Source organism: Thalassospira sp. A40-3, assembly GCF_015871485.1.
Lineage (GTDB): Bacteria > Pseudomonadota > Alphaproteobacteria > Rhodospirillales > Thalassospiraceae > Thalassospira > Thalassospira tepidiphila.
Window position 1 is genome coordinate 411330 of record NZ_CP065428.1, and the last position, 24724, is coordinate 436053.

General features: G+C 55.8%; 22 protein-coding genes. 14 read left to right on the forward strand and 8 right to left on the reverse strand.

Features of this window, described 5'->3' with window-relative positions; all coding sequences use genetic code 11:
- Positions 1–37 precede the first annotated feature (37 nt).
- From IT893_RS01855 to IT893_RS01890, 8 genes are all read left to right on the forward strand, one after another.
- Positions 38–634 carry a thioredoxin domain-containing protein gene (locus IT893_RS01855; RefSeq protein ID WP_197146637.1) on the forward strand — a complete coding sequence of 199 codons (597 nt, stop codon included), beginning with the start codon at positions 38–40 and terminating at the stop codon, positions 632–634.
- 73 nt (positions 635–707) lie between these two features.
- Positions 708–4241 carry a chromosome segregation protein SMC gene (gene smc, locus IT893_RS01860; protein ID WP_197146638.1) on the forward strand — a complete coding sequence of 1178 codons (3534 nt, stop codon included), beginning with the start codon at positions 708–710 and terminating at the stop codon, positions 4239–4241.
- A gap of 88 nt (positions 4242–4329) precedes the next feature.
- A complete protein-coding gene (locus IT893_RS01865) occupies positions 4330–5661 on the forward strand; it encodes a bifunctional 2-polyprenyl-6-hydroxyphenol methylase/3-demethylubiquinol 3-O-methyltransferase UbiG (protein ID WP_197146639.1) in 1332 nt (443 codons plus the stop codon).
- A 449-nt stretch (positions 5662–6110) separates the two neighbouring features.
- A complete protein-coding gene (locus tag IT893_RS01870) occupies positions 6111–6476 on the forward strand; it encodes an AtpZ/AtpI family protein (RefSeq protein WP_040823076.1) in 366 nt (121 codons plus the stop codon).
- A gap of 21 nt (positions 6477–6497) precedes the next feature.
- Entirely contained in the window at positions 6498–7220 is a 723-nt protein-coding gene (locus IT893_RS01875; protein ID WP_008889876.1) for a F0F1 ATP synthase subunit A, read from the forward strand.
- A gap of 60 nt (positions 7221–7280) precedes the next feature.
- The gene (locus IT893_RS01880) at positions 7281–7505 is read left to right on the forward strand and encodes an ATP synthase subunit C family protein (protein ID WP_007089066.1); all 225 of its coding nucleotides are present in this window, start codon (positions 7281–7283) and stop codon (positions 7503–7505) included.
- Positions 7506–7579: 74 nt separating this feature from the next.
- Positions 7580–8065, forward strand: coding sequence for an ATP synthase subunit B' (locus IT893_RS01885; protein ID WP_008889877.1), 486 nt, complete (start codon positions 7580–7582; stop codon positions 8063–8065).
- 4 nt (positions 8066–8069) lie between these two features.
- On the forward strand, positions 8070–8573 hold the full coding sequence (locus IT893_RS01890) for a F0F1 ATP synthase subunit B (RefSeq protein WP_063089146.1): 504 nt from the start codon (positions 8070–8072) through the stop codon (positions 8571–8573).
- 79 nt (positions 8574–8652) lie between these two features.
- Here IT893_RS01890 and IT893_RS01895 read toward each other — a convergent pair whose 3' ends face one another.
- Positions 8653–9612 (reverse strand): glutathione S-transferase family protein, encoded by a 960-nt coding sequence (locus IT893_RS01895; RefSeq protein WP_197146640.1) that lies wholly within the window; start codon positions 9610–9612, stop codon positions 8653–8655.
- Between the two features lie 150 nt (positions 9613–9762).
- On the opposite strand from IT893_RS01895, the gene IT893_RS01900 reads away from it, so the two are divergent.
- The gene (locus tag IT893_RS01900; protein ID WP_008889880.1) at positions 9763–10728 is read left to right on the forward strand and encodes a LysR family transcriptional regulator; all 966 of its coding nucleotides are present in this window, start codon (positions 9763–9765) and stop codon (positions 10726–10728) included.
- Here IT893_RS01900 and IT893_RS01905 read toward each other — a convergent pair whose 3' ends face one another.
- From IT893_RS01905 to IT893_RS01920, 4 genes are read right to left on the reverse strand one after another with little or no spacing between them, the layout of a single operon-like run.
- Positions 10729–12804 carry a hypothetical protein gene (locus IT893_RS01905; RefSeq protein WP_197146641.1) on the reverse strand — a complete coding sequence of 692 codons (2076 nt, stop codon included), beginning with the start codon at positions 12802–12804 and terminating at the stop codon, positions 10729–10731.
- A complete protein-coding gene (locus IT893_RS01910) occupies positions 12801–15512 on the reverse strand; it encodes a DUF4159 domain-containing protein (protein WP_197146642.1) in 2712 nt (903 codons plus the stop codon). The genes IT893_RS01905 and IT893_RS01910 overlap by 4 nt, the downstream gene beginning before the upstream one ends.
- The gene (locus IT893_RS01915; RefSeq protein WP_197146643.1) at positions 15509–16462 is read right to left on the reverse strand and encodes a DUF58 domain-containing protein; all 954 of its coding nucleotides are present in this window, start codon (positions 16460–16462) and stop codon (positions 15509–15511) included. The genes IT893_RS01910 and IT893_RS01915 overlap by 4 nt, the downstream gene beginning before the upstream one ends.
- Entirely contained in the window at positions 16463–17503 is a 1041-nt protein-coding gene (locus IT893_RS01920) for a MoxR family ATPase (protein ID WP_063089141.1), read from the reverse strand.
- Between the two features lie 113 nt (positions 17504–17616).
- On the opposite strand from IT893_RS01920, the gene IT893_RS01925 reads away from it, so the two are divergent.
- From IT893_RS01925 to IT893_RS01945, 5 genes are read left to right on the forward strand one after another with little or no spacing between them, the layout of a single operon-like run.
- Positions 17617–18198, forward strand: coding sequence for a DUF1285 domain-containing protein (locus tag IT893_RS01925; RefSeq protein WP_197146644.1), 582 nt, complete (start codon positions 17617–17619; stop codon positions 18196–18198).
- Positions 18195–18839, forward strand: coding sequence for a CoA pyrophosphatase (locus IT893_RS01930; RefSeq protein WP_008889886.1), 645 nt, complete (start codon positions 18195–18197; stop codon positions 18837–18839). The genes IT893_RS01925 and IT893_RS01930 overlap by 4 nt, the downstream gene beginning before the upstream one ends.
- Positions 18840–18862: 23 nt before the next feature.
- Positions 18863–19150 (forward strand): hypothetical protein, encoded by a 288-nt coding sequence (locus IT893_RS01935; protein WP_008889887.1) that lies wholly within the window; start codon positions 18863–18865, stop codon positions 19148–19150.
- 30 nt (positions 19151–19180) lie between these two features.
- Positions 19181–20539: a CCA tRNA nucleotidyltransferase gene (locus IT893_RS01940; protein WP_252724048.1), complete on the forward strand. Its 1359-nt coding sequence runs from the start codon at positions 19181–19183 to the stop codon at positions 20537–20539.
- Entirely contained in the window at positions 20536–21195 is a 660-nt protein-coding gene (locus IT893_RS01945; RefSeq protein ID WP_197146646.1) for a GDSL-type esterase/lipase family protein, read from the forward strand. The genes IT893_RS01940 and IT893_RS01945 overlap by 4 nt, the downstream gene beginning before the upstream one ends.
- A gap of 15 nt (positions 21196–21210) precedes the next feature.
- On the opposite strand, the gene IT893_RS01950 is transcribed toward IT893_RS01945, so the two are convergent.
- The 3 genes from IT893_RS01950 to xerD form a co-directional block, all read right to left on the reverse strand.
- Positions 21211–21564, reverse strand: a complete 354-nt coding sequence (locus tag IT893_RS01950) for a hypothetical protein (RefSeq protein WP_197146647.1) — start codon at positions 21562–21564, stop codon at positions 21211–21213.
- 128 nt (positions 21565–21692) lie between these two features.
- Positions 21693–23492, reverse strand: a complete 1800-nt coding sequence (locus tag IT893_RS01955; protein WP_245227846.1) for an EAL domain-containing protein — start codon at positions 23490–23492, stop codon at positions 21693–21695.
- Positions 23493–23750: 258 nt separating this feature from the next.
- On the reverse strand, positions 23751–24701 hold the full coding sequence (gene xerD, locus IT893_RS01960) for a site-specific tyrosine recombinase XerD (protein WP_197146648.1): 951 nt from the start codon (positions 24699–24701) through the stop codon (positions 23751–23753).
- Positions 24702–24724: the final 23 nt, after the last annotated feature.

The window sequence follows — 24724 nt, forward strand, 5'->3', positions numbered from 1 at the left end:
CTTGTAATCACAAAACTTTGTTTTAACGGAGGTTTCCTTGCTAAAGGCAGTTAAGTTTCTTGCTTGTGCGTTTTTGATGATGGTTGGGGTCGCAAGCACCCAACAGGCACAGGCAGTTGAATGGAAAGAGCATGTGCTGGGCGACGAAAATGCGCCGGTCGCGATGATTGAATATGCATCTTTGACCTGCCCGCATTGTGCGTCCTTCCACACCGAGGTTCTGCCTGAGATCAAGGAAAAGCTGATTGATACCGGCAAACTGAAACTGATCTTCCGCGACTATCCGCTGGATGGTGTTGCGCTGCGTGCGGCTGCAATCGCACAGTGCGCGGGCGAAGATCGTTATTTCGGTGTGCTTGGCATGCTGTTCAAATCGCAGATGACCTGGGCGCGTTCGCAGGACCCGATTGACAGCATCAAGGAAGTTGTCCGCTTTGCCGGCATGACCGGTGATGCGGTTGATGCCTGCATGGCCGATCAGGAACTGATTGACGGTATTGTCGGCTCACGCATGCGCGGCGAACAGGAATTCAACGTTAATTCCACGCCAAGCTTCGTTCTTGATGGCGACACCATTGCCGGTTCGCGTGATGCGGAATTCTTTATCGAAAAAGTCGAAGACCTTATCGACTAAATAAAACAATTCTGCCGGACACCGCATGCGTGGTGTCCGGCAACAAGGGACAGGGTCGGACCGGGGGACATGATTGGTCCAGTTTAAATCGCTAAAGCTGACGGGGTTCAAATCCTTCGTCGATTCAACAGATTTATTGGTTGAAGACGGGCTGACCGGTGTTGTCGGCCCGAACGGCTGTGGCAAATCCAATCTTGTCGAAGCATTGCGTTGGGTGATGGGCGAAACATCAGCCAAGCAGATGCGTGGCTCGGACATGTCCGACGTGATTTTTGGCGGCACATCAAGCCGTCCTGCTCGCAACGTCGCCGAAGTATCCGTCACCCTTGATAACAGCGAGCGCAAGGCGCCCGCGATGTTCAATGACTTTGACATGCTTGAAGTCACGCGCCGCATTGAACGTGGCGGTGGCTCGAACTATCGCGTCAATGGCAAGGATGTGCGTGCGCGTGATGTGCAATTGCTGTTTGCCGATGCCGCGACCGGTGCGCGGTCAAATGCCATGGTTTCCCAAGGTAAAATTGGTGCATTGATCGGGGCCAAACCGATCCAGCGTCGCCTGATCCTTGAAGAGGCCGCCGGCATTACCGGCCTGCATTCACGCCGCCACGAGGCGGAATTGCGCCTTAAGAACGCCGAACAAAATATGGAACGTCTTGAAGACGTTCTTTTGCAGCTTGATGGCCAGATTGCTTCCCTGCAAAAACAGGCAAGACAGGCCGAACGGTATCGCAAACTTTCCGAAAGTGTCCGCGAGACCGAGGCGCTGCTGTTTCACATCCGCTGGTCCGAAGCCCAAAAACGCCAGGAAGACGCACGTGAATTACTGGTCGCGGGCGAAAGTGCGGTACGTGATCTGACCTCGTCGGTGACCGAGGCGACCACGGTTCAGGCCCATGTGGCCGCAAGCCTGCCCGATCTTCGCAAAAAAGAGGCCGAGGCCGCCGCCGCCCTTCAACGTCTTTTGATCGAGCGCGAAGGTCTTGATAAGGACAAGGCCCAGATCGAAACCCAGATGGGCCAATTACGTGCCCGTATTCAGCAAATCGATGCCGACCTTGCGCGTGAGGCCGAATTGGCAAGTGATGCGCAAGGCGCGCTTGAAAAGCTCAAGAACGAGCGTGAAGAACTCCGCGAGGCCCAAGGCGGCGAAGATGACGCACTTGATGAAGCCCGCGAAATGGCATCCGAAAAGGCGTTGCGCGTCGAAGAACTGGAAGCCGATGTTGATCAAATGACCAACAAGGTCGCCGAGGAAGAGGCACGCCTCAAATCGGTGCAACAGCGTCTCAGTGAACTGAATGCCCGCCGTGCGCGCCTGACCGAACGCCATGACGAGGCTGTCGCCAAGCTTGATGATATCCGCATTGAGGCCGACTTTTCCGAGGCGCTTGAAGAAGCAAGTATGCATCTTGAAGAGTGTGAGGAACTGGTTGAACAGCGCAAACTGGCCGTCGAAGAAGCAGAGATGCGCTTGGCTGAAATGCGTGACCGTGAAGATGGTCTGAAAACCGCCGAAAGCGATGCGCGCGATGCATTGCGTGATGCCGAAAGCCGCAAGGCGCGCCTGACTGCCGAGATCGACGCACTTGAAAGCCTGCTGCGCGGCGGTGACGATGATAAATATCCCGGTGTGATCGAAAACATCACGGTTCAAAGCGGCTTTGAACTTGCGATGGCAGCCGCCCTTGGTGAGGACCTTGATGCGCCGGATGCAACCGATGCCGCAATGCATTGGGCCGCCATTGACCCGGCGACCGATGACCCGGCCCTGCCCGATGGGGTGTCGGCCCTTGCCAAATATGTTGAGGCACCCGCACTTTTGAACCGGCGTCTGTGGCAGATCGGCATTGTTGAAGACGAAGCAACCGGCAACTTCCTTGCCAAAAACCTCAAGGTTGGTCAGCGCCTTGTGTCGCGCGAAGGGGCGCTATGGCGTTGGGATGGCTATCGTATTCTGGCTGGGGCGGAACTGCCCGCCGCGGTCCGTCTGCGCCAGCGTAACCGACTTGATGAATTGCGCGGCGAGCTCGAAGAAGCCGATGCGGTGGTCGAAGCCGCAAGCGAGCGCGCCGAAATCGCCAGCGAAAATGTCGAACGCCTCGATGAAGAAATCGAGGCGGCCCGAACGGCCGAACAGGAAGCACACCGCGCGGTGCGCGATGCTGAAAACGCGGCCTCATCTGCACGTGAAGAAATCGCCAATATCAAACGCGATGCCAGCGCTATTGAAAGCCGCCTTCAGAACGCCGAAGAGGCCGAAAAACGCGCCAAGCAGGACCTTGATGAACTGATTGCTGAACAGGAAGAACTCGCCGCCCTGCCAGAGGAAAGCAGCGAGGGCCTGATGGAAATCAAGGCCGAACTGATCGAAAAACGCGCCAATTTGGCCGATGCGCGTGCGGACCATATGGAAGCCCGCAGTCAGCTTGAACGCATGCAAAGCACCATGTCGGGCCGGCGCAAGCGCCTTGAATTCGTTGAAAACGAAATTGCCACCTGGAATGAACGTGCATCGGGTGCCGGTGAACGGGTTGCCGAATTGCGCGAACGCCAGGAAGAGGCACGCATGGAGATCGAGGAGCTTGAACTCAAGCCCGAAGAGATCGAAGAACGCCGTGCCATTCTTTCTGACCGGATCGAACTTTCCGATCAAACCCGCAAAGATGCGGCTGATGAATTGCAGCGCGCCGAAAATGCCCAGCGCGAAGCGGATATCAACCTGCGCGAAGCCGAACAGAAACTGGCCGAAGCCCGTGAGGGTCGCGTGCGCTGTGAAGCGCTGCTTGAGCAGGCCGAACAGCATCGTCGCGATTTGATCGAACGTATCCGCGAACGTGTCAATGCGACGCCGGATCAGTTGGTTGAGCTTGGCAAGATTGACCTGACCAAGGACCTGCCAAGCGAAGGCGACATCGAAGCCCGTCTGCAACGCCAGACCCGCGAACGTGAAAACCTTGGTGCGGTTAACCTGCGTGCCGAGGTCGAACTGGCCGAGATGCAGGAACAGAAAGACACCATGGTGTCTGAACGCGATGATTTGATTGCTGCCATTGAAAAACTGCGCAATGGCATCAATCAGCTCAACCGCGAAGCCCGTGCGCGTTTGAAAGCGGCCTTTGACGAGGTGGACAAGCACTTCCAGCAATTGTTTGTCCGCCTGTTTGGTGGCGGCGGTGCGCACCTGATGCTGACTGATGCAGATGATCCGCTTGAAGCCGGACTTGAAATCATGGCATCCCCGCCGGGTAAAAAGCTTCAGCATCTGTCGCTTCTGTCAGGTGGGGAACAGGCGCTGACTGCTGTGGCGCTTCTATTTGCGGTCTTCCTGACCAATCCGGCCCCGATCTGCGTCCTTGACGAGGTCGATGCCCCGCTTGATGACGCCAACGTTGACCGCTTCTGCAAGCTGTTGGAGGCCATTGGCCGTCATGCTAATACCCGCTTCCTGGTCATCACCCACCACCGTATGACCATGGCCCGCATGAACCGTCTGTTTGGGGTGACCATGGCCGAGCGCGGTGTGTCTTCGCTGGTATCGGTCGACCTGCATCAGGCAGAAGTCTATTCCAAAAAAGAACAGACCGAGCTCGATTTCACCAGCTAATCCGTGCCGCTTATTAAGCATTCCATTAATAAACTGATAGGGCACGCGATGTTACACATCATTGAAACTCAATGATGGTGAAGGCCGAATGTCCCAGAAAGTGCGCGAGCTTTACGAACAGTTTCCCTATCCGTTGCGCGATCCAGGGCAGGAGAAAGACCGCCTGTTAATGCCGCCGATCGATACCCTGTCACGGGTCAATCATTACTGCTTTGGCGGCACAAAGGAATTTGATGCTACCTTCCGTGCGCTGGTTGCCGGTGGTGGCACCGGGGATTCGATGATCTGGCTGGCGGAACAGTTGCGCGATGTCGGTGGATCGGTGACCTATCTCGAACCGTCCGCGGCCAGTACCAAGGTCGCCCGTGCCCGGGCCGAGGCACGCAGTCTTTCAAATGTCACTTACGTCAATCAGACCATCTCTGAATTTGCCAAATCCAAGCCTGAGCCATTTGACTACATCAATTGTGCAGGTGTCCTGCACCATCTTGAAGACCCGAAAGAAGGCCTTCGCGATTTGACGTCGGTGCTTAAGGCCGACGGTGCGATGGGCATCATGGTGTATGGCGAACATGGGCGCCTTGCCGTGACCGAGTGGCGCAAAATGATCGAGCCATTGCTGGAAGGCAAAGACCTGCAGCAACAGTTGGCCATGACGCGAACATTGCTATCGGCCCTGCCCGAAGACAACATGCTGCTTAAAATGGGCGGTGGCCCGGGCTTCATCAAAGGGTTGCTCGAAAACGATCCGGAAATTGTTGATTTGCTGCTTCATCCCGTCGAATGCGCATATGACGTCCACGGGGTATATGGTTTCGCCTCTTCCGCGGGCCTTCATGTTGCGGCCTTTACCGGTTTCTTCGGGTTTGGAGGAACCGGCAAGGCGCATTACAAGATCGATAATCTGGTGCGTGATCCGTCCATTCTGCGCGAATTGGCGGCCAAGCCGCTTCGCGATCAGCAGGCCTTTTGCGAACGGTTCAGTGGCGCGATGCCGCTTCATGCATTCTATCTGACCCGTGAAGACAAGGGCCAAACTGCCGAAATGCTGCCCGACGCAGAACTGGCACCTTACTTCTTCGTCCCGCCCAACAAGACCTTCTTTGATGATCTGGTGGCACTCGCCGGCCAACCTGTTCTGATCGAAGACGGCAGTGGCAATGCGGTCGACCTGACCGGTGGGCCGGATCTGGTCCGCTTGCTGGCGGTCTTTGATGGCAAGAAGACGGTTGCAGAACTTGTCGCCATTCTGCGCGATGAAATTCTTGATACCCAGCCGATTGATATGAACTCGATTGCGATCAATACATTGGGGGCTGTGTGGGCGCTGTTTCACAAGTTCGATTGGATGTTGTCATCGAAGCCTGGTGGCTGGCAAAAAACCGACGGTGAGAGAACACTTAGCGTGCGCAAGATCTGATTGGTTTACGGGGGTAGTGCCCCTGCAAGCGTCATTCGGTGACCGCGGGTGAATCGGGAATGCCCACTGTCTTTAATCCACCGATATTTCATGGTTTTGGGCAAAAACGCTCCTGATTTTGGCAAATTGCCGGGGCCCGGTGAAAAACACCAAATTTGTCATCTGTGGTGTCAAAGGGGATAAAACCGGCAGGAACCAAGGAAAACCGCCGGTTGCAGGCCAGTGGCGCAGATCACTGTCAATTCTTTTGACTGCGACTATTGCCTAACTCTAAAAGTGTTTTCCTTCACATTTAAGGGGTTAAGTGACTGAAATAATTATTATTATTTCGGTTTTCAAAGGTCCGGGGAGACGGGGTTTTACAGCTTGACAGCCCATGGGGTGCTAAGTATGTTGCCCGCGCATTTCCTTGCGACGTTTGCAGGGCTGCCAAAGCGGGGTTCACGACAATGAGCGATGATAAAGATCGCGCTTCATTAGCAGAGCTTGAGAGCAAACTGGCAGCCGTAGCAGGCAAGCGAGAAGAACTGCACAGCCCGAACCGGGCGACCGGCAAACCATCTCAAGGGATGGCGCTTGGCATGAGGATTTCGGCGGAAATGATCGCTGCGGTTCTTGTCGGCTTGCTGATTGGCTGGGCGCTGGATCGGGTGCTTGATACGACACCTTGGCTGCTTGTTCTGTTTGTTTTTCTCGGAGCAGGTGCCGGAGGTTTGAACGCTTATCGCGTTGCCAAGGGTTTTGACAGTGCTGTCGGACTTGGTCGTGCGATGGGGGAGCGCAAGCAGGGGAACGGGGACAAATCCGAACCCTGATAATATTGAGCGAGGATTACGGTGGCTGGACCGCTAGAGCAGTTTGAAATCAAGCCCTTGGCCGAACTTTCGGTTGCCGGCATTGATATTTCCTTCACCAACTCCGCACTTTGGATGGTGATCGCAGCCGTTCTCGTAACGGGCTTCATGACGCTTTCGATGCGTCGCGGCGCGCTGGTTCCGGGCCGCTGGCAGGGATCTGCCGAGGTGATGTACGAATTCGTCGCCAATATGCTCAAGGACAACGTGGGAAGCGCAGGTCGCAAATATTTCCCGTTCGTCTTTACGCTGTTTATGTTTGTTCTGTTCGGGAACCTGCTTGGCATGATCCCGCACAGCTTTACCTTTACGAGCCACATCGCTGTTACCTTTGCGATGGCTCTGGTGATCTTCCTCGGTGTGACGGTCATCGGCTTCATGCGTCATGGTACGCATTACCTTCGGATGTTCTTCCCTGAAGGTGCGCCGATTGCGACCGCGATCATTCTGATCCCGATCGAAATCATCTCCTATTTCTCTCGTCCGTTCAGCCTGGCGATCCGACTGTTTGCGAACATGACCGTCGGCCACATCATGCTGAAAGTTATCGGTGGGTTCGTCGGCCTGATTGGCATTCTCGGCGTGCTTCCCTTTGCTTTGCTGACGGGGATTACTGTTCTGGAGTTTGGCATTGCTGCGCTTCAGGCTTACGTCTACACAATTCTCACCTGCATCTATCTCCATGATGCAATCCACATGCACTGATGTGTGTGGTTTGGTGTGATCTCTTCTGATTGCCTTTAAGAAATTCGAAAGGGTGAAGTTATGGAACTCGATGCTGCTAAGATGATCGGTGCTGGCCTGGCTGCTATTGGCATGATTGGTGCCGGTATCGGTGTTGGTAACATCTGGTCGAGCCTGATTGCGACTGTTGGCCGTAACCCGGCTGCAAAAGGCGACGTTGAACTGTATGGCTGGATCGGCTTTGCTGTTACCGAAGCTATTGCACTGTTCGCACTCGTCGTTGCGCTGATCGTTCTGTTCGGCTAATCGGCGCCTTTTGCGCGAATACACGGCCCGGCGAGGCACTCCCTCGCCGGCGTCGTTGAATTCGGGAGTAGGCTATGCCGCAGTTTGATATTGCGACGTTCTCGGAACAGATCTTCTGGCTGTTCGTCATTTTCGCCATCTTGTATTTCCTGATGTCGAGAATTGCGCTGCCGAAGGTTGGTGAAGTTCTTGAACGCCGTCAAAAAACCATCGAAGACAACCTTGGCAAGGCTCGGGCGTTGAAAGACGAAACCGATGCCGCCATCGCGAAATACGAGGCTGCTCTGGCAGAAGCTCGTGAAGCCGCTCAGGCTGACATTCGCGAAGCATCGGAAAAGGCTGCTGCAGAGCAAGCCAAGAAAACCGAAGCTATGGTCAAGAAGCTGTCTAAAAAGACATCTGATGCCGAGAAGGCAATTGCGGACGCCAAAGCGGATGCAATGACGGGTGTTGCAGAAGCAGCATCGGAAATTGCCCGTGAAGCAACCGACAAACTTATCGGTGTCAAGGTTCAGGCCAAAACTGCCGACAAGGCTGTTTCGGCAATCGTAGGAGAGTAAGACAATGGCAACCCAAGAGGTTACTTTCCTTACCGATCCATACACCTGGACCACGCTTTCTTTCGTGCTGGTCGTCGGTTTTGGCGGTTTCAAAGCCGTCAAAGGGATCTCGAGCGCACTTGATAAACGTGCACAGAAGATTTCCGACGAACTGGACGAAGCACAGCGTCTTCGCGAAGAAGCCCAGGAGCTTCTGGCCAATTATCAGGCCAAACAGCGTGAAGCGCTTAAGGAAGCTGACGAAATCCGTGCGCATGCCAAGGTGGAAGCCGACCGTATGCTCGAGAACGCCCAGGCAGAACTGAAAGCGGCGCTTAAACGTCGTGAACAGCAAGCTCTGGACCGTATCTCCAACCTCGAAAGCCAGGCTATTGCCGAAGTTCGTGCACATGTTGCCGAAATCGCAGCCAAGGCCACCATGGCCCTTGTCAGTGACAAGGTTTCTGGTGCAAAGGCAGACGAGTTGGTTGATAGCGCGATCGCGGAACTCAAAGGTCGTCTGAACTGATTTTTTCCGGTTTCCGGAAACTGAAAACCCCGCAGCGATGCTGCGGGGTTTTTTTATTGTTCGACAGTCCGGCTGAGGATCAGGACAAGTGTTCGCGGCCATGCGGTTCATCAAGGTCCAGAACCGGGCCCAACGGGACCACACCGGACGGATTGATCGTCGGGTGGCTTTCGTAATAGTGGCCCTTGATATGGTCCATAAAGACTGTCTCTTTGATCCCCGGGTGTTGATACAGATCGCGGGTATAGGCCCAAAGATTGGGATACTCATTCAGCTTGCGCAGGTTGCATTTGAAATGGCCGTGATAGACCGGATCAAAGCGCAACAAGGTTGTGAACAGGCGCCAGTCGGCTTCGGTAAGCCGGTTGCCAACAAGGTAGCGTTGCTTTGAAAGGCGTTCCTCAAGCCAGTCCAGCGCATCAAACAGCGTGGTGACGGCTTCTTCATAGGCAGACTGCGTGGTGGCAAAGCCGGATTTGTAAACGCCGTTATTCACATCGTGATAAACGCGTTCGTTCACTTCATCGATTTCACCGCGCAAATCTTCGGGATAGAAATCGACCGTCGTTGCACCAAGATCGTCAAACGCGCTGTTAAGCATGCGGATGATTTCAGCCGACTCATTGCTGACCAGCTTGTTGGTCTTCCTGTCCCAAAGCACCGGCACGGTGACGCGACCGGTGTAATCAGACATCGCATCGGTATAGACCTGATGCATGAAGTCACGGTCTTCGAGATGGTCCGGAAGGCCCGCGTCGCGATCAAACTTCCAGCCGTTCTCACCCATGTGCCAATGCACGACCGATACGCTGATCATGTCTTCCAGTCCCTTCAGGGCACGGAAGATCAGCGTGCGATGTGCCCAGGGACAGGCGTAGGATACATACAGATGGTAGCGGCCCTTTTCGGCCGGGAATTCGGCATCCTGATCGGCAGAGACCCAGTTGCGAAAAGCTGAAACCTGGCGTTTGAATTTTCCGCCGTTGCTTTTGGTGTCATACCATTTGTCGTGCCAGACTCCGTCGACAAGTAATCCCATGTCCGTTTCCCAAATTTTGTTAATCGGTTCTGGCAGGCATTCTGCCGCGGTTAAGCTTTATTGTGCTTATTTGCGCGTTGAAGACAATCCGTTGATGTGACATTAATTTGTTTCCAATCGCGCAACAGTACCCCGCTCAGGAGCCGCATAATGCTGATCGGAAATCTTGACGGCATGACCGTCTTTGCCCGTGTCGTCGAGGAACGCAGTTTTTCCGGTGCGGCGCGCAAGCTTGGCATGTCCAAATCCGCCGTCAGCAAACATGTAACCAAGCTTGAAGATAATCTTGGTATCCGGCTTCTGAACCGCACCACCCGTCGTCTTAGCCTGACAGATGCCGGGTCGACCTTCTATCAGCACTGCGCGCGTGTGGTTGAAGAAATCGAAACAGCCGAACATGCGCTGACCGATTTGCGCGGCACGCCGCGCGGCACATTGCGTATTTCAGCCCCGCTGACCTTTGGGCAGATGTATCTGCCGCAATTGGTGACCGAGTTCATGGATAAGTATCCCGGGCTGCATGTCGATATCCATCTGGCCGATCATATGGTCGATCTGGTGGCCGAGGGGATTGATATGGCGATACGTATTACCCGGCTTAAGGATTCCAGCCTGATCGCCCGCAAACTGGCCGATTTTACCGGCCATGTGGTGGCCTCACCGGGTTATCTGGAACAGTATGGCGAACCCAAAACGCCACAGGAACTGGCCGAGCATCGAACGATTTCCTACACCAACGTGCCAAGCCCCAATATCTGGGACTTTGACGGGCCTGATGGTCAGGTCTCAGTCCGGGTCAATCCGGTGATGTCATGCAACAATGGTGAATTCACGTCTGTCGCGGCTATTCGCGGCCTTGGTATTGCCCGTGAACCGGAATTCATCGTTGCGGAGGCACTTAGCGAAGGGCGTCTTGTCCGCATCCTGCATGATTACGATCCGCTTAGCAGTGGTGGTATTTACGCGGTTTATCCCGAACGCCGCCACCTGCCCAGCAAGGTGCGTGTCTTCATCGATTTTCTAGTCGAAAAGTTCAAAGGCGGATTGTGCAACTTCCATCAGGAAGCCTGTGCGGAATATCGTGAAGGACGCGGCCGTCAAAGACCACGGCCCTAATCACTTGCTTTCGACCCGCCAGCCCAGCAAACAGATCGCCCCGATCAAAAGCGCGACAAACGGGATCGGCAGCAAGTTTGTAATGCCGCCAATCACGGTCTTGAAACTGTCGGTCTGAAGGAACCCGGCCCAGTTGCTGCCATGCCAGATACGGTCATCGGGCACATGGCGGAAATCGGGCAAACCATCTTCGATCCGGCCGATATAGCCATCATTTTCCGCCACCAGCCCGGCCAACAGATCCGGGGTGGAGTTGGTGTTTCGGGTTTCGGCGGTCAGGACATCACGATCGACATGCAACGCGGTTTGACTGCGATCATCCTGATCACGTACCCGAACCCGGATCAAACCGCGGGTTTCAATCGGAACAGTCGCCTGCCAGGATTGATCGGGCAGTTGTTCGAAGGCGGCATTGATCTGTTCGCCGGTTTCCGGATTGATCACGCTGGCTGCTTCGGGGGCCGCGCCGATCTTGCGCCAATTCAGGATAAGGCTCTCGCCATCCGGGCTGCGTTCGGTCAGCACGGTGTTTTCATCAAGGGCCGGTTCCTTCATCAGCCAGTGCGATAAACGCCGCAGCAATTCTGCCACAGGGCCGCCGCCATCATGGCCGCGCTGCCAAAGCCACATCTGATCGGAACTCAGCATTGCCACACGGCCTTCCTCGACCCGCTGCATGGTCAGAAGTGGCAGGTCATCCACACCGGTCAGAAGCGTCATGGCATCGGGATCAGAAATACGCGTTTCGATCTGACGATACCATTGTCCCCATTTCGGGGGCGTGTTGGGGGATCCGGCAATGGCAGTTGTAACCGGGTGCAGGCGGCCGGCCTGATTAACACGGGGGACAAAGGCCTGCTCGATAATCCGTCCGGTCGGGGCTGCCGGCATCAGATCATTCAACGCCGTGCTGGCAAGCCCGTCCGGGCCGACATATTCCGGCCCGGCGACGACCAGTGCCGCGCCACCCCATTTTACGAAATCAACCACCTTTTCCAGATAGTGCGGCGGCAAGACGCCGCGCATCTGGTAGCGGTCAAAAATGATCAGATCAAATTGACGCAGGCGCACTTCGAACAGATCACGGATCGGAAACGGGATCAGTGCCAGTTCATTGATCGGCGTGTCGTCGCCCTTTTCTGGCGGGCGCAAAATAGTGAAATGCACAAGATCCACCCCCGGATCAGCCCGCAAAAGGTTACGCCACGCCCGCTCGCCCGGGTGGGGTTCGCCAGATAACAACAACACGCGCAACCGATCACGCACACCGGTGGTCTCAAGGATCAGCCGGTTGTTGGATTTGTCGGTTTCTTCCTCAAGCGTATCCATACGCAATTCGGCAAGAACCGATCCGGCATGTGGCACCGGGATGCTGACCCGGCGTTGTTCGTTGGCGGGCAGGGCAATTTCGCGTTCCGTACCATCTTCAAGCAGCATCCGTACCGGGATCGCCGTGCCGGGCGGCAATTGCGGATCGACCGCCTCGATCATGAATTCGGCGTCCTTGCCGACAATGCCGTAATCTGCACTTTGGCGAATGACCAACCGGCGATCACGTTCATCGCGTCCGCCACTGATCAAAACATGCAAGGGTGCGTTCAGATCAAGGCTGCTTGGCACGTCATGAACCTGCCCGTCGGTAATCATCATGACCCCACCCAACCGTTCGCGCGGCAAGCCGCCCAGCAACCGGTCAAGGACGGCAAACATGCGGGTATCGGTATCGCCCGGAACATCTTCAAAGCGAAGCTCCACCGATGGATCATCGGCAAAGCGATCTTGCAATTCGGCAATTGCCGCATCGGTTTGTGCCGCACGGTTTGCGATATCCTGGCTTGCCGACCGGTCAACAAGGACCAGTATGATATCGCTAAGTTTTTCGCTTTCACGGTCGGTAAATTGCGGTGCCAGAAGGGCCAGAAGAACCAGCACCATCACCAACCCGCGCCAGACCGTGCCACGCAGCCGGAAGATCGTGAACACAATGACCGCAACCAAACACAGAATAGCCAACCCTTGCAGGATGGTTATGTCGAGAAGCGGGGAAATCTGAAGGTTCTGCCATCCCTGGTTCATCGGCCCAACCTTTCCAGAATGGCAGGGATATGGACCTGATCGCCCTTGTAACTCCCCGTCAGGGCATACATCACCAGATTAACACCAAACCGATAGGCCATTTCGCGTTGCCGGGGGGATATGTCTTCGCTGCGCAGTTCATCGCGGCCTTCGGGAATGATCCAGGCCGATGCCCAGTCATTGCCCCCAAACAGAACCGACGCCACCCCATCCAGGCGTTGACTGGGACGCGCATCAAGCCATAGCGGTTCGGAAAACCGGCCAAAGGCATGGTCAAGCAGATAGAAACTGCGAAACAGAATGTGATCACTTGGCGCACGATCCAAAAGCGGGACTTCCAACCCGGCCAAAAGACGCCGCAAGCGCGCTGGTTGGACTTCGCGGTCCCGGCTGTCGATCAGGATCATGCCACCATTGTTCAGATAACGGTTCAATCGTTCCTGTGCGCGTTCGGAAAACGGTTCCTGCCCGTCAACCAGCGGCCAATAGATCAGCGGATAGAAACTAAGCTCGTCGGTCTCCGGATTAACGCCATCGACGGTGTTGAGGTCTGCCGCACTACGTCGGCGTAAAATTTCGGTCAGGCCGGTCATCCCGGCACGGCTCAGGCGATCTACCGGCGCATTGCCGGTCTCAAGATAAGCCAGACGCGGTTGCAGGGCGGCCTCGGGCAGTGTTGCCGCCATGGATGCTGCGGGCATCATCACGCTTGCGGTGGCCACACCGGTCAGGACGGCGGCCAGCAAAAGCGATGTCAGGGCATTGCTGCGTCGACTGCGCCGCAGCGACACGTTGTTCAGCACCAGCAAGATCGCGGCATCAAACAAGATCAGGATAAAGGCGGCCAACAGGCAAAGGGCGGCAAGGTCAACCTGGCTTTGATCGGTGATTTCGCGTGTGCTGATGCCCGATGGCCAAACCACATCGCGGCCGATATCGGAAAGTGACGGACCAAGGTTCAGCGCAACCGCCTGTCCGTTTTCACCGTAAATGCCCGGCGGATGGCGCGGATTGGGTGTCGGAAGCGGGGTTTGAACCGGCAGGATCAAGGCATCTGGCTGATGCGGTCGGCCAAAGCCATCCAGAATGGTCTGGGCAGGCAGGCTGCTTTGCAGTTCGGCATCGCTGCGATTGCTCGGACTGGCAAGGGGAAGAAGCCGCTGCCACAGCTCGACAAACAGGCCCGACATCGGCAGGTTCGACCAATCTGCCCACGGTGTGACATGGAAAAGAACAATCCGCCCGGCATTGCGCGGTGTGCTGGTGATCAGGGGCGTCCCATCGGTCAGACGTGCCCAAGTCTTGCTGACAATGTCCGGGTCGGGTTCGGCCAGCAATTGTCGGGTGACCGTGATGTCGTCAGGCACTTCGACCCCGTGAAACGGACTGTTGTCCGGAAAGTCGAGCAACCTTTTGGGCTTTTCCCACGACATTGACCCGCCAAAGTCGCGGTTGCCAAGTCGAAGCGTGACGGGCAGGAAATCGTTGCCAATCTGCGACGAACTGTCGCCCGCAAACCGCACCAGCATGCCGCCTTCATTGACCCAGCGTTCAAGTGCGTCAAACTGGCTGCCCAGCCCTGAAATCGGCCCGGCGGAAACCAGAACATCGACCTTGTCTTCAAGCAACGTTCCAAGCGGCGCATAAGTCACATCGGCATAGGGCGAAAGCGCCCGATCAAGGAAGAAATACTGATCAGACAACACCCCCGGACCATCGCCAGAACTGACCACGACGCCAACCCGGCGTTGTTGCCAGCGGGCACCGGTCTGAAACACCGATGCGGCACTTTCGACCCCCTCAATGCCAACGGATTGAATGGCGTTGGAAATATCACGCGGCAACAGAATGGCGACATCGCTTTGATCGCTGTCTGGTGTTATTTCCACCGTATGGCGCAGGATCACATTGCCGCGTTCGCCGCGGGCCAGCAGATTAATCTCACGCGGTTGATCGTCGCGATTATGGGCCAATGTTGCCAACATGCCGGTACCTGACCGGCTAAGCGACCGGATGGCGATACGGTCGGTAAAAGTCGGTGAAATCGTTGTGATCGGTGCGATATCAAGCAGTTCGGATGCGATTTTGGCCTTGCCGGGGCTGTCCATCTCGCTGGTTAGCCACAAGATGCTACCAACAGCCCGGTTCATTTCCGGGCGTTCGGAAATCAAATCCGAAAGGGCGGTATAATCCGAGGGCCAAGGACGTGGCTGCAAGCGATCAAACAGGTTTTTGGTATCGTTGGGCGATACCGGACCGACAATGTCTGGAAGTTTCCATGTGGTCGCGCCTGCTGCCTCGGGCGCGGTTTGGGCAATATAGACCGTTTGCAACTCGAACCGGGCCTGATTGGCGATCTGTTGCAATGCCGTGCGGTATTGCCGCCAGTTAGCGGCACTGTCCCAGCCGTTATCGGCAATGATCAATATCGCGCCATCATTGGCGGCAAAATCATTGCGGTTCATCACCGGGCGGGCAGCGGCAACAATCAGAAGCGTCAGGATCAAACAGCGCAGAATGGTTTGCCAGATCGGCGCGCGCTGAATATCGCGGCGTTTGCTTTTAAGGCCGCGCAAAATACGCGCAGCCGGGAAGATAACGGTTTTGGGTGACCGTGGTGCCGATCTGATCAAAAGCCAGACAATCGGCAATGCCAGCAACCCGGCCAGCATCGCAGGATACAGGAATGTGATGGCCGACAGGCTCATGACATCTCCTGCGTGTTATGGCGATGCAGGTTAGGACGACCGCGCCCGTTCGATCCGCTTTGATTTTGTCGTTCGCTCAGATGCTGATACAGGGCCAGCAATGTCGGGCTGGCACTTTCGGATGTGACATGCCGGTCATAAAGCCAGTCATTCTGGCGCGCAGCATCGCGGACCAATGCCCGCCATTTCTGGGCGCGAAGTTTATAGCCCTCCGTAAGGTCTTCGAACTTTTCGCTGCGAAAGATCATCTGATCATCGGTATCAAACAGATCAACCCGCCCCTGAAACGGCGGGGCGATTTCCGCAGGATCAAGAATTTGCACCAGCGCGCCGTCATTTTGATACTGGCCCAAACGGCGTACCGTGCGTGCCGACTGTTCGCTTTGATCCGCAAATTCAAGGAAGTCGCCAAGGATCAGCACCGAATGTTTGCGGCCGGGGTGAATGTTTGTCGCTTGGCCTGCGATGCTTTGCGGACTTGCCAGCATCGCGTGACCCAGTTTTTCAAGATGCTCTGCCGATGTGATGCGCGTACGTTCGCCATCAAAGGTGCCAACGGTTTCGCCGTTGCGGATCAAAAGGTCGGCCAATGCGATGGATATGATCAGGGTGCGTTCCGCCTTTGACGGCAGCTTGTCACTTGATGCCCAATAGGTCGACGGCGAAAGTACCGGCCAGATCCAGTAATTATGGCTGGCCTGCCATTCTGTCTGGCGGATGAAGGTATGTTCGCTGCGCGCAGATCGGCGCCAGTCAATCTGGTTGGTTGGATCGCCAGGAACATAAGGGCGAAATTGCCAGAAATCACTGCCCGGTCCGACCTTGCGATTGCCATGCAGGCCACTGCGCAGACTGATGGCCGTTCGGCGCGACTCATCAATCAGCTGTGGCAGTTTCGCCGCAAGGGCGCGGGCAGCGGCAACATGATCCTGCACGGGGGCGGTGACCAATTAGTTTTTCTCCTGCAGGTGGGCAAGCGCATCGGTAATCAGCCCCTTGGCGGTAAAGCCTTCGGCGCGTGCGCCATAGGTCAGGCCAAAACGATGGCGCAAAACAGGAACGGCAAGTTCTTCGATATCCTCGATCGAGGGGGCAAAGCGCCCAAACAGCATCGCACGCGCCCGGCACGCCAGTGACAGGGCCTGTGCCGCACGTGTACCGGGGCCCCAGGCAACATTTTCACGAATATCGGCAAGTGATGTGCTTTCCGGGCGGCATTCGCGACACAGGGCAATGATGGTATCAAGAACGCGGTCCGGCATCGGCAGGCGACGGACAAAGTCCTGTGCCTCCACCAGATCATCGGTTTGAAGAACCTGTCGCGGGCGGGCCGGATACCGGCCGGTGGTTTCGGTCACGATCTTGCGTTCTTCATCGGCATCGGGATAGCCTAGCCGGACTTCAAGCAGGAAACGGTCAAGCTGTGCTTCGGGCAGGGGATAGGTGCCTTCCTGCTCCAACGGGTTCTGGGTAGCCAGAACATGGAACGGTTCGGGCAGTTTGTGGCTGTAACCGGCAACCGAAACCTCGCGTTCCTGCATCGCCTGCAACAGGGCGGACTGTGTACGCGGGCTGGCACGGTTGATTTCATCGGCCAAAAGCAACTGGCAAAATACCGGTCCCTTGATAAAGCGAAACGCGCGTTTGCCGTCTGCTCCTTCTTCAAGAACTTCGGAACCCAGAATATCGGCGGGCATAAGATCGGGTGTGAACTGAACACGCTTGTCAAGCAGGCCAAGAACCTTGCCCAGCGTGTGCGCCAGAAGCGACTTGCCAAGGCCCGGCGCACCGACCATCAGCACATGTCCACCGGATAAAATGCCGATAAGTGTTTGCTCTACGGCATCATTCTGCCCAAATATAATACTGGAAATCATTTTGCGGGCTTCGGCCAGCCGTGCGACACACTCGTCCAGACGGGCTGCATCGCGTTCAAGACTGCTTTCCTGGGAGAAACCCATTTCTTCGGGGAATTGTGGCGCGTTTGTCATGGCGGTTGACTGTGCTTCCTATGTTGCAGTGCAGGCGTTGGCAGGCCAGAGAACGCAGATGAAATCGCATAAGTATAACGGGAAAACGTCTGGTTCAGGATCAACTCTACAGCATGAATGAAAACCAAAAAACCATCGATCTCGCCGAGAAGTTGTGGACGCGCTTGCGCGGGCAGAAGCCCGACACCGGGCGGCACCCACAAATCTGTGGCGATATCCCTATGTCTATAGGTCGGGATGGAACCTGGTTCTATCAAGGTGGTCCGATTGGCCGAATTGAGCTGGTGAAGCTTTTTTCTTCCGTGTTGCAGCGTGATGAGGAAGGCGGGCACTGGTTGGTGACCCCGGCCGAGATGGCCCGGATCGAGGTCGAGGACGTCGCCTTCATCGCAGTTGAAATGCAAAACGAAGGCGAAGGCAAAGATCAGAATATCCGTTTTCGGACCAATATCGACCAGTGGGTGGAACTTGATGATGATCATCCCCTGCGCGTTGAACACGACCCCGAAACCGATGAACCATCGCCTTATGTCGGGTTGGAGCGCGGCCTTGAAGCGCGCCTGAACCGGGCGGTATTCTATGAATTGGTCGAATTGGCCGAAGAAATTAGTGACCCTGACCACAACATGATACGTATCGGTGTTTACAGTCATGGGAAGTTTTTTGAGATCGGTCGGATGGAGGCCACGGAATGACACCCGATGACATCGTTGCCGCCTTGCGCGCGCCAACTGGCGATGTTTTGCAGCGCCGTGGCGACCATGCGGTGGACTTTCCGGGTTCGAAATCGCGCGCACGTGCATTTGCCGACGGGGAACTGATTTCGCGTCCGGCAGCCGTTCTGGTGCCGCTGGTCAAACGTGATGCGGGTTTGCATGTGATCCTGACAAGGCGTACTGATCATCTCAGCGACCACGCAGGTCAAATCAGCTTCCCCGGTGGGCGGCAGGAAGAATTCGACACCACCCTTGAAGAAACCGCGCTCCGCGAGACGGAGGAAGAAATTGGTCTTGCCCGCCGTCACATCGATCTGGTGGGGCGGATTGATGATTATTACACCGTGACCGGCTATCAGGTGACCCCGGTCGTCGGTCTGATTACACCGCCATTCGATCTTAAGCCCGATGACCACGAAGTGGCCGAAGTGTTTGAAGTGCCACTCAGTTTCATTCTTGATCCGCGAAATCAGAAACTGCAAACCGTGACGTTCGAGGGCACCCGCAGGCGGTATTTTGCGATCCCGTATCGCGAATATTACATCTGGGGCGCGACCGCCGGGATGCTTGTCAACTTCTCTGAAGTCATCCGGGCCAATGCGCCATCGCTTAACCGTTAATCCGAATATTAGGACAGAGCTTTATGTTGCGACAAATCATCCAGATCGGTCTTCCTCTGATCCTGCCCTTTGTGATTTACGGGCTGTGGCTGAAATGGGCCCGCGCCAAGGCCATCCGTGAAGGTCATGACATCATCCCGCCATGGAACAAGGGGCCGTGGCTGATGCTGTTTGGTTTGGGCGTGTTGCTGACCGCCGCAATCCTGATTTTCACTGCACTTGGGACTGGTGCGCCGCCCGATTCCATTTATCATGCGCCGGTATTGCGTGACGGCGTGGTCGAGCCGGGCTATTTCGAACCCAAGGAATAGAACAGCCCAGCCACCGTCGTGGCACTTGATATGACAGGTGGCAACAAGGCAGCGATGACAGCACTCGAAGTAACCGGCAGATTGCGGCCATACGGGATCATGGTCGCCGATGATACCGCCCGCGTGTTTGATGCCATTGCGCAGCAAGGTGGCTGTGCGCGCTTTGTTGGTGGTGTCGTGCGCGATGCGTTGCTGAAACGTGATCTGGTCGATGTCGATATCGCCTGTGATCTCGCGCCCGAGGAAACGCAGGCCGCGCTGGAAAAGGCGGGTATTCGTGTCATCCCCACCGGCCTGAAGCACGGGACTGTCACCGCAATTACCGATGCCGGTGCCTATGAAATTACGACGTTGCGTGTCGATGTCCTGACCGATGGCCGCCACGCGGAGGTCGCCTTTACCGACAGCTGGCTTGAAGATGCCAAGCGCCGTGATTTTACCTTCAACGCCATTTACTGCGACCTTGATGGCACGATCTATGACCCGTTTGATGGCGAAACCGATTTGCGCGACGGGCGGGTGCGATTTATCGGAGTGGCCGAAAACCGCATTGCCGAGGATTTCCTGCGCATCTTGCGGTTCTTCCGGTTTCAGGCCTGGTTTGGCCGCCCGCCGATTGATCCCGTCGGGGCAGAGGCCTGCCGCAAGGCGGTAAACGGCCTTCATGATATTTCGGTCGAACGTATTCGCGACGAGATGTTCAAGCTTCTGCGCTCGCGCAGTCCTGCTGGCACGATCAATGACATGATCGGGTTTGGCATTTTGCCGGCCATTCTGCCCAAACTGATCCACACCGACTGCCTGCGCATCATGCAGTGGCTTGATAGCACCGCCCTTGCCGATCCGGCGATCCAGCCCGATCCGTTGCGCCGTCTTGCAGCACTGTTTGCGCCGGGGGGCGATCGACGTAACAGCGATGATGACGAAGACAATCTGGCAGCAGCCGAACGCTTTGCGCGTGATTTGCGACTGTCGAACGAAGAAACCGACCGTTTTGCTGAAATGGTTGCGCATGCACCGTTGATTGATCCGAAACTGCGGCCTGAAATCGTGTGTCGCGATCTGTACCGGATGGGTGCACCCGCATTTCGTGATGCCGTGCTCTTGGCATGGAGCACGCGCGCTGCGGTGCCACCACGTTGCACACGCGCAGAAAATGACGAATGGAAAGCCCTGATTGAGGCCGCAGCAAACTGGCAACCCGTGAAATTACCAATACAGGGCCGCGATATCCTAAAAGCGGGCCTTGCACCTGCGGGGCCGCGTGTCGGGGCGCTTTTAAGACAGGCCGAGGAATACTGGATCGATCACGATTTCCAGCCCGGTCGGGACGAATTGATGGACTATATTGCCCGCCAGGTCACGGCAGGCGATGAGGAGAAAGAATGACTACAGGCGCAATTGGACATCGGATTTGCTGTTTTGGCGACAGTCTGGTCAATGGTGTTCGCGATGGTGAAAAGGGCGGCTGGCCGATGCGTTTGGCCCGGCGTCTTTTGGACGAGGCCGGGCGTGACGTCACGATCTATAACCTTGGTATTCGCGCGGAAACGTCCGAGGGGCTCAAGTCCCGCTGGCAGGGTGAAGCCAGCCTTCGCATGGTTGAAGAATTCCCGACGGTCCTGATCTTCAGTTTTGGGGTGAATGACGCCAATCACGCCGAAGACCGGGGCGAGGAAACCACCATGCGGGTTTCGCCGGCAAAGTCGGCGGCCAATGCCGCCGAGATCATCGGGGAGGCTTCCAAACTGGCACCGACCCTTTGGGTCGGACCGCAGGCCGTGATTAACGGCAGCAAATCCAGTCAGGAAATTAACCAGCGCCTCGAAGGCCTGAACCAGATTTATCTCGAAACCGCGCGCGGGTTCGATGTGCCCTATCTTGATCTGCTTGCCACGACGCTTGAAGACGATACATGGCAACGCGCATTACGGCGCGGCGATGGCTATCACCCCGACAAGTTCGGTTATGATCGGCTGGCAGATTTGATCTGGGAATGGGGTGCTGTGCAAAAGACCATTGGTCTTTCAGCGTCAGACGACTAAGGGCCGGTCAACCAATCAGGTCAGAATATCGAAATACTGACCACGACCGCCGGCACCGGCGGTCAGGTTGTTCAACGGATCGCCAGATGCGCTGTATGTCGGTGACGAGATCTTTTCGACATAGCTGTCTGAAATAGTTTTCTGTTCGCCGTCTTTCAGGAACTGCTTTTGTTCACTGCGGTCACGCTGATAGGACTGAACAGCGCGCTCGATCTCCTGATCCGATGTCAGGACAGAGGCGCGTGTCCCATCAATAATCCGGCTTTGCTCGGCAAAACGTTGCTCATCGCCACGTTGCTGGGCGATGGGGCTGGTCTGGCGGACGGGATTGGACAGCGAAAGATCAGAAAAAGGCGCGATATTTACCATTGACGGAACTGCTCGTTTGAACCGATTGGCGTTTTTAATTCGGCCGGAATATTACTCAGAGTGACTCGGATTTGAAGCCCTAATTTGCGCTTCAGAGCGACAAAAATGACAAGTCTTTGAAAAAGCGATCAAAGAAGTTTTGGTTCGCTGGCGTTGTTGCTGTCCGGGTCATAAATACCTGCCGCGAATCGGCGTGGACTGGTCTTTGCAAGCGCCTTGAGTTTTGCCGCTTCGACCGAAATATGATCAAGGGTGATGTCGGTGCGTTCTGCCGGAATCCGGATCAGCGCGGCACTGACACTCATCAGATCAAACCGTGCAGGTTGGCCATCGCGACCCTTGCCGGTCAGGTATCCACTTTCACGTGTTTCCGGGTCATAGAAACTCTTGATCTGGGCATCAAACATGGCCTGAACGCGTTGGACAGCCGCGACCGCATCCTCAAAATCAATCGATTGTACATAGGCAAAGAAATCATCACCGCCGATATGGCCAACAAACCAGTCATTCTGGCTCAGGACCTTACCCAGGATATCCTTGAAAAGCAGGATCGCGCGGTCACCCTGGCGGAACCCGTATTGATCGTTGAACGGTTTGAAATTGTCGAAATCGAAATAGACCGCAAACCGGCGTCGGCGCGGCTCCGCCAGGGCGCGTGCGGCATAACGGTAAATCGCACTATTGCCCGGCAGGCGGGTCAACGGGTTTTCATCGCGTGCATTCAGGGTATTGCGTTCATTGACCGCACGCAAAAGTGCACTTTGATCCAGAACACCCAGATACTGGTCATTTTCCGTCAGGATCACCCCGTCCAGCGCCTCGGTCGCGACAAAGGTTTCCAGAAGCTCCGACAGACTGGTGCGGATATCGGCAACCGGACAACGGCGCAAAAAGCGTTTTATATTGGCCCGGTTTGCCGGGTTTTGCAGCAATTCACGGCCAAACGGCGTGTAGATAAACGCCTTGAATTCTGAGTCCCGGACAATGCCCAACGGCTTGCCGTCATGGTCGACGACCGGCACCAGCGAGATATCCGGATTTTGTTGGAAGTAGCTCAGGATATCGACCGGATTGATATCAATCGGCAGGGCCGGTGTTTCCAGCAAGTAGGATCTGACAACATCATCATCGCGATCCGACTGGCGGCGCGAATCTGCAGCGATGTCGGCTGCTGAGGACACAATATCGGTCTGTTCGGGGATGTCGAGTGAGGGGCGCGCGATAAAGAAACCCTGCACCAGATCACAACCCAAACGCCGACAGCACAGGAACTCCTCACGGGTTTCGACACCTTCGGCGACCACCTGTGCCGCGATCATGTGGGCGAACGCCGTTATTTGCGTAACAAACAGTTCCTTGCGACGGTCGCGGTCGATGCCATCAATAAAGAACCGGTCGATCTTGATGATGTCAGGTTCGCATTCGTAAAGCGCACGCAACTGGGCAAAGCCGCTGCCGTAATCATCAATGGCAATCTTGAAGCCCTGACTGCGGTAGCGCACCAGAATGTCTTTGAGGTACCCGGCATTGCTGATGTCGTGGCGTTCGGAAATCTCAAGGAAGATGGTATCGCGTTCAAGTCCGGCGTCGCTCAGCAGGGCGGCAGTCTGACCGGGTTGGTAATCCTCGGTTTTCACAACGCGATTGTCGAAATTGTAAAACAGCTTGAGCCGCTTGGCGCCCGGAAAACGTGCGAACTTCTCAATCGCCTTGGCGCGCAGCATCATATCGACACTGTGCAGGTTGCCAGTATCCCATGCGGTATCAAACAGGGCCTGAATGGATGTAAATCCGGCTTCTTCCCAGCGCCGCAAAAGCGCCTCATAGCCGAAAACATGACCGGTGTGCGGACTGACAATGGGCTGAAAGGCGAAGTCGACTTTTTCGACGACCTGCTGCCAGTTACGGAGCATGACCGGTTGGGTCATGGGTCGGTCGGATATCCACTGTTCATCTGCATCAAAGGTCAAATGCAGTACCCCGATCTTCAAAATGGTCGGCTTTCCCGGAAGTTGTGAGAATTAGAAGTTCCGAGGTTTGCTGTTATCCCAGATATGACAACAAGTTCATGACAGTGGGGTTACGAATATGTGACATCCGCAGAAAACATCCGCTTTTTTATCAAGAAACGGCGGGATATCTATACAAAGGGGTTAGACAAATCGGCGAACCCGATACTGCTTCGACTAACCAATTGCCCGTGTTGCCAGCGGATGATGTTCCTGAACCAGTCCGCGCAGCCGTGACTCGAGAACATGGGTATAAATCTGGGTGGTCGAGATATCTGAATGACCCAACATCTTTTGCAGGCTCCGCAAATCTGCACCATTGGCCAGAAGGTGACTGGCAAAGGAATGGCGCAAGACGTGCGGCGATACCTTTGATGGCGGGACACCGGCCTCAATCGCCAGATCCTTGATTATTTTCAAAAACATCTGACGGGTCAAATGCCCGGTTTTCCCGCGTGACGGGAAAAGGTATGAGGATTGCCCGGGGCGATCAGCATGGCCGTTTGATTTGTCTGATGGAATGAAGGCATCGCGCACTTCAAGGTAATCACGCAGCGCATCGCGCGCCGGATCGGAAAGCGGCACCAGCCGTTCCTTGCTGCCCTTGCCACGCACAATCAGCATCTGCGGATCACGCGCCGCTGCGGCAAAGGGGAGCTCGACCAGCTCCGAAACGCGCATGCCGGTGGCATACATCAGCTCCACCATCGCAAGTAACCGCTTGCCCTTGATACCCGGATGATTGGTGGCGGCGATGATCAGACGATCAATTTCCTCAATCGACAGGAATTTCGGCAGGGTCTGGCCCTGTTGCGGACTATCGATATTCGATGACGGGTCATCATTGCGATACCCGTCGGAATAAAGGAACTTGTGAAACTGCCGCAAGGCCGACAGGCGCCGCGCCTGCGTACGCGGGGCAAGCCCGGCAGACCCCAGTTCGGCCATATAGCGTCTGACATCCGCATCGCTTGCCGATACCGGATCAGCCTTGCCCGCAGTCAGTGATGACGCATAATCTTCAAGATCACGCCGATAGGCATCAAGCGTATGCACACTGGCCCCGCGTTCAGCCGCCATCATTTCCAGAAAGGCCGATATCAACGAGCTTGTCAGTGCCTTGGCCATGACCGGTCCTGCCAGTGATTAAA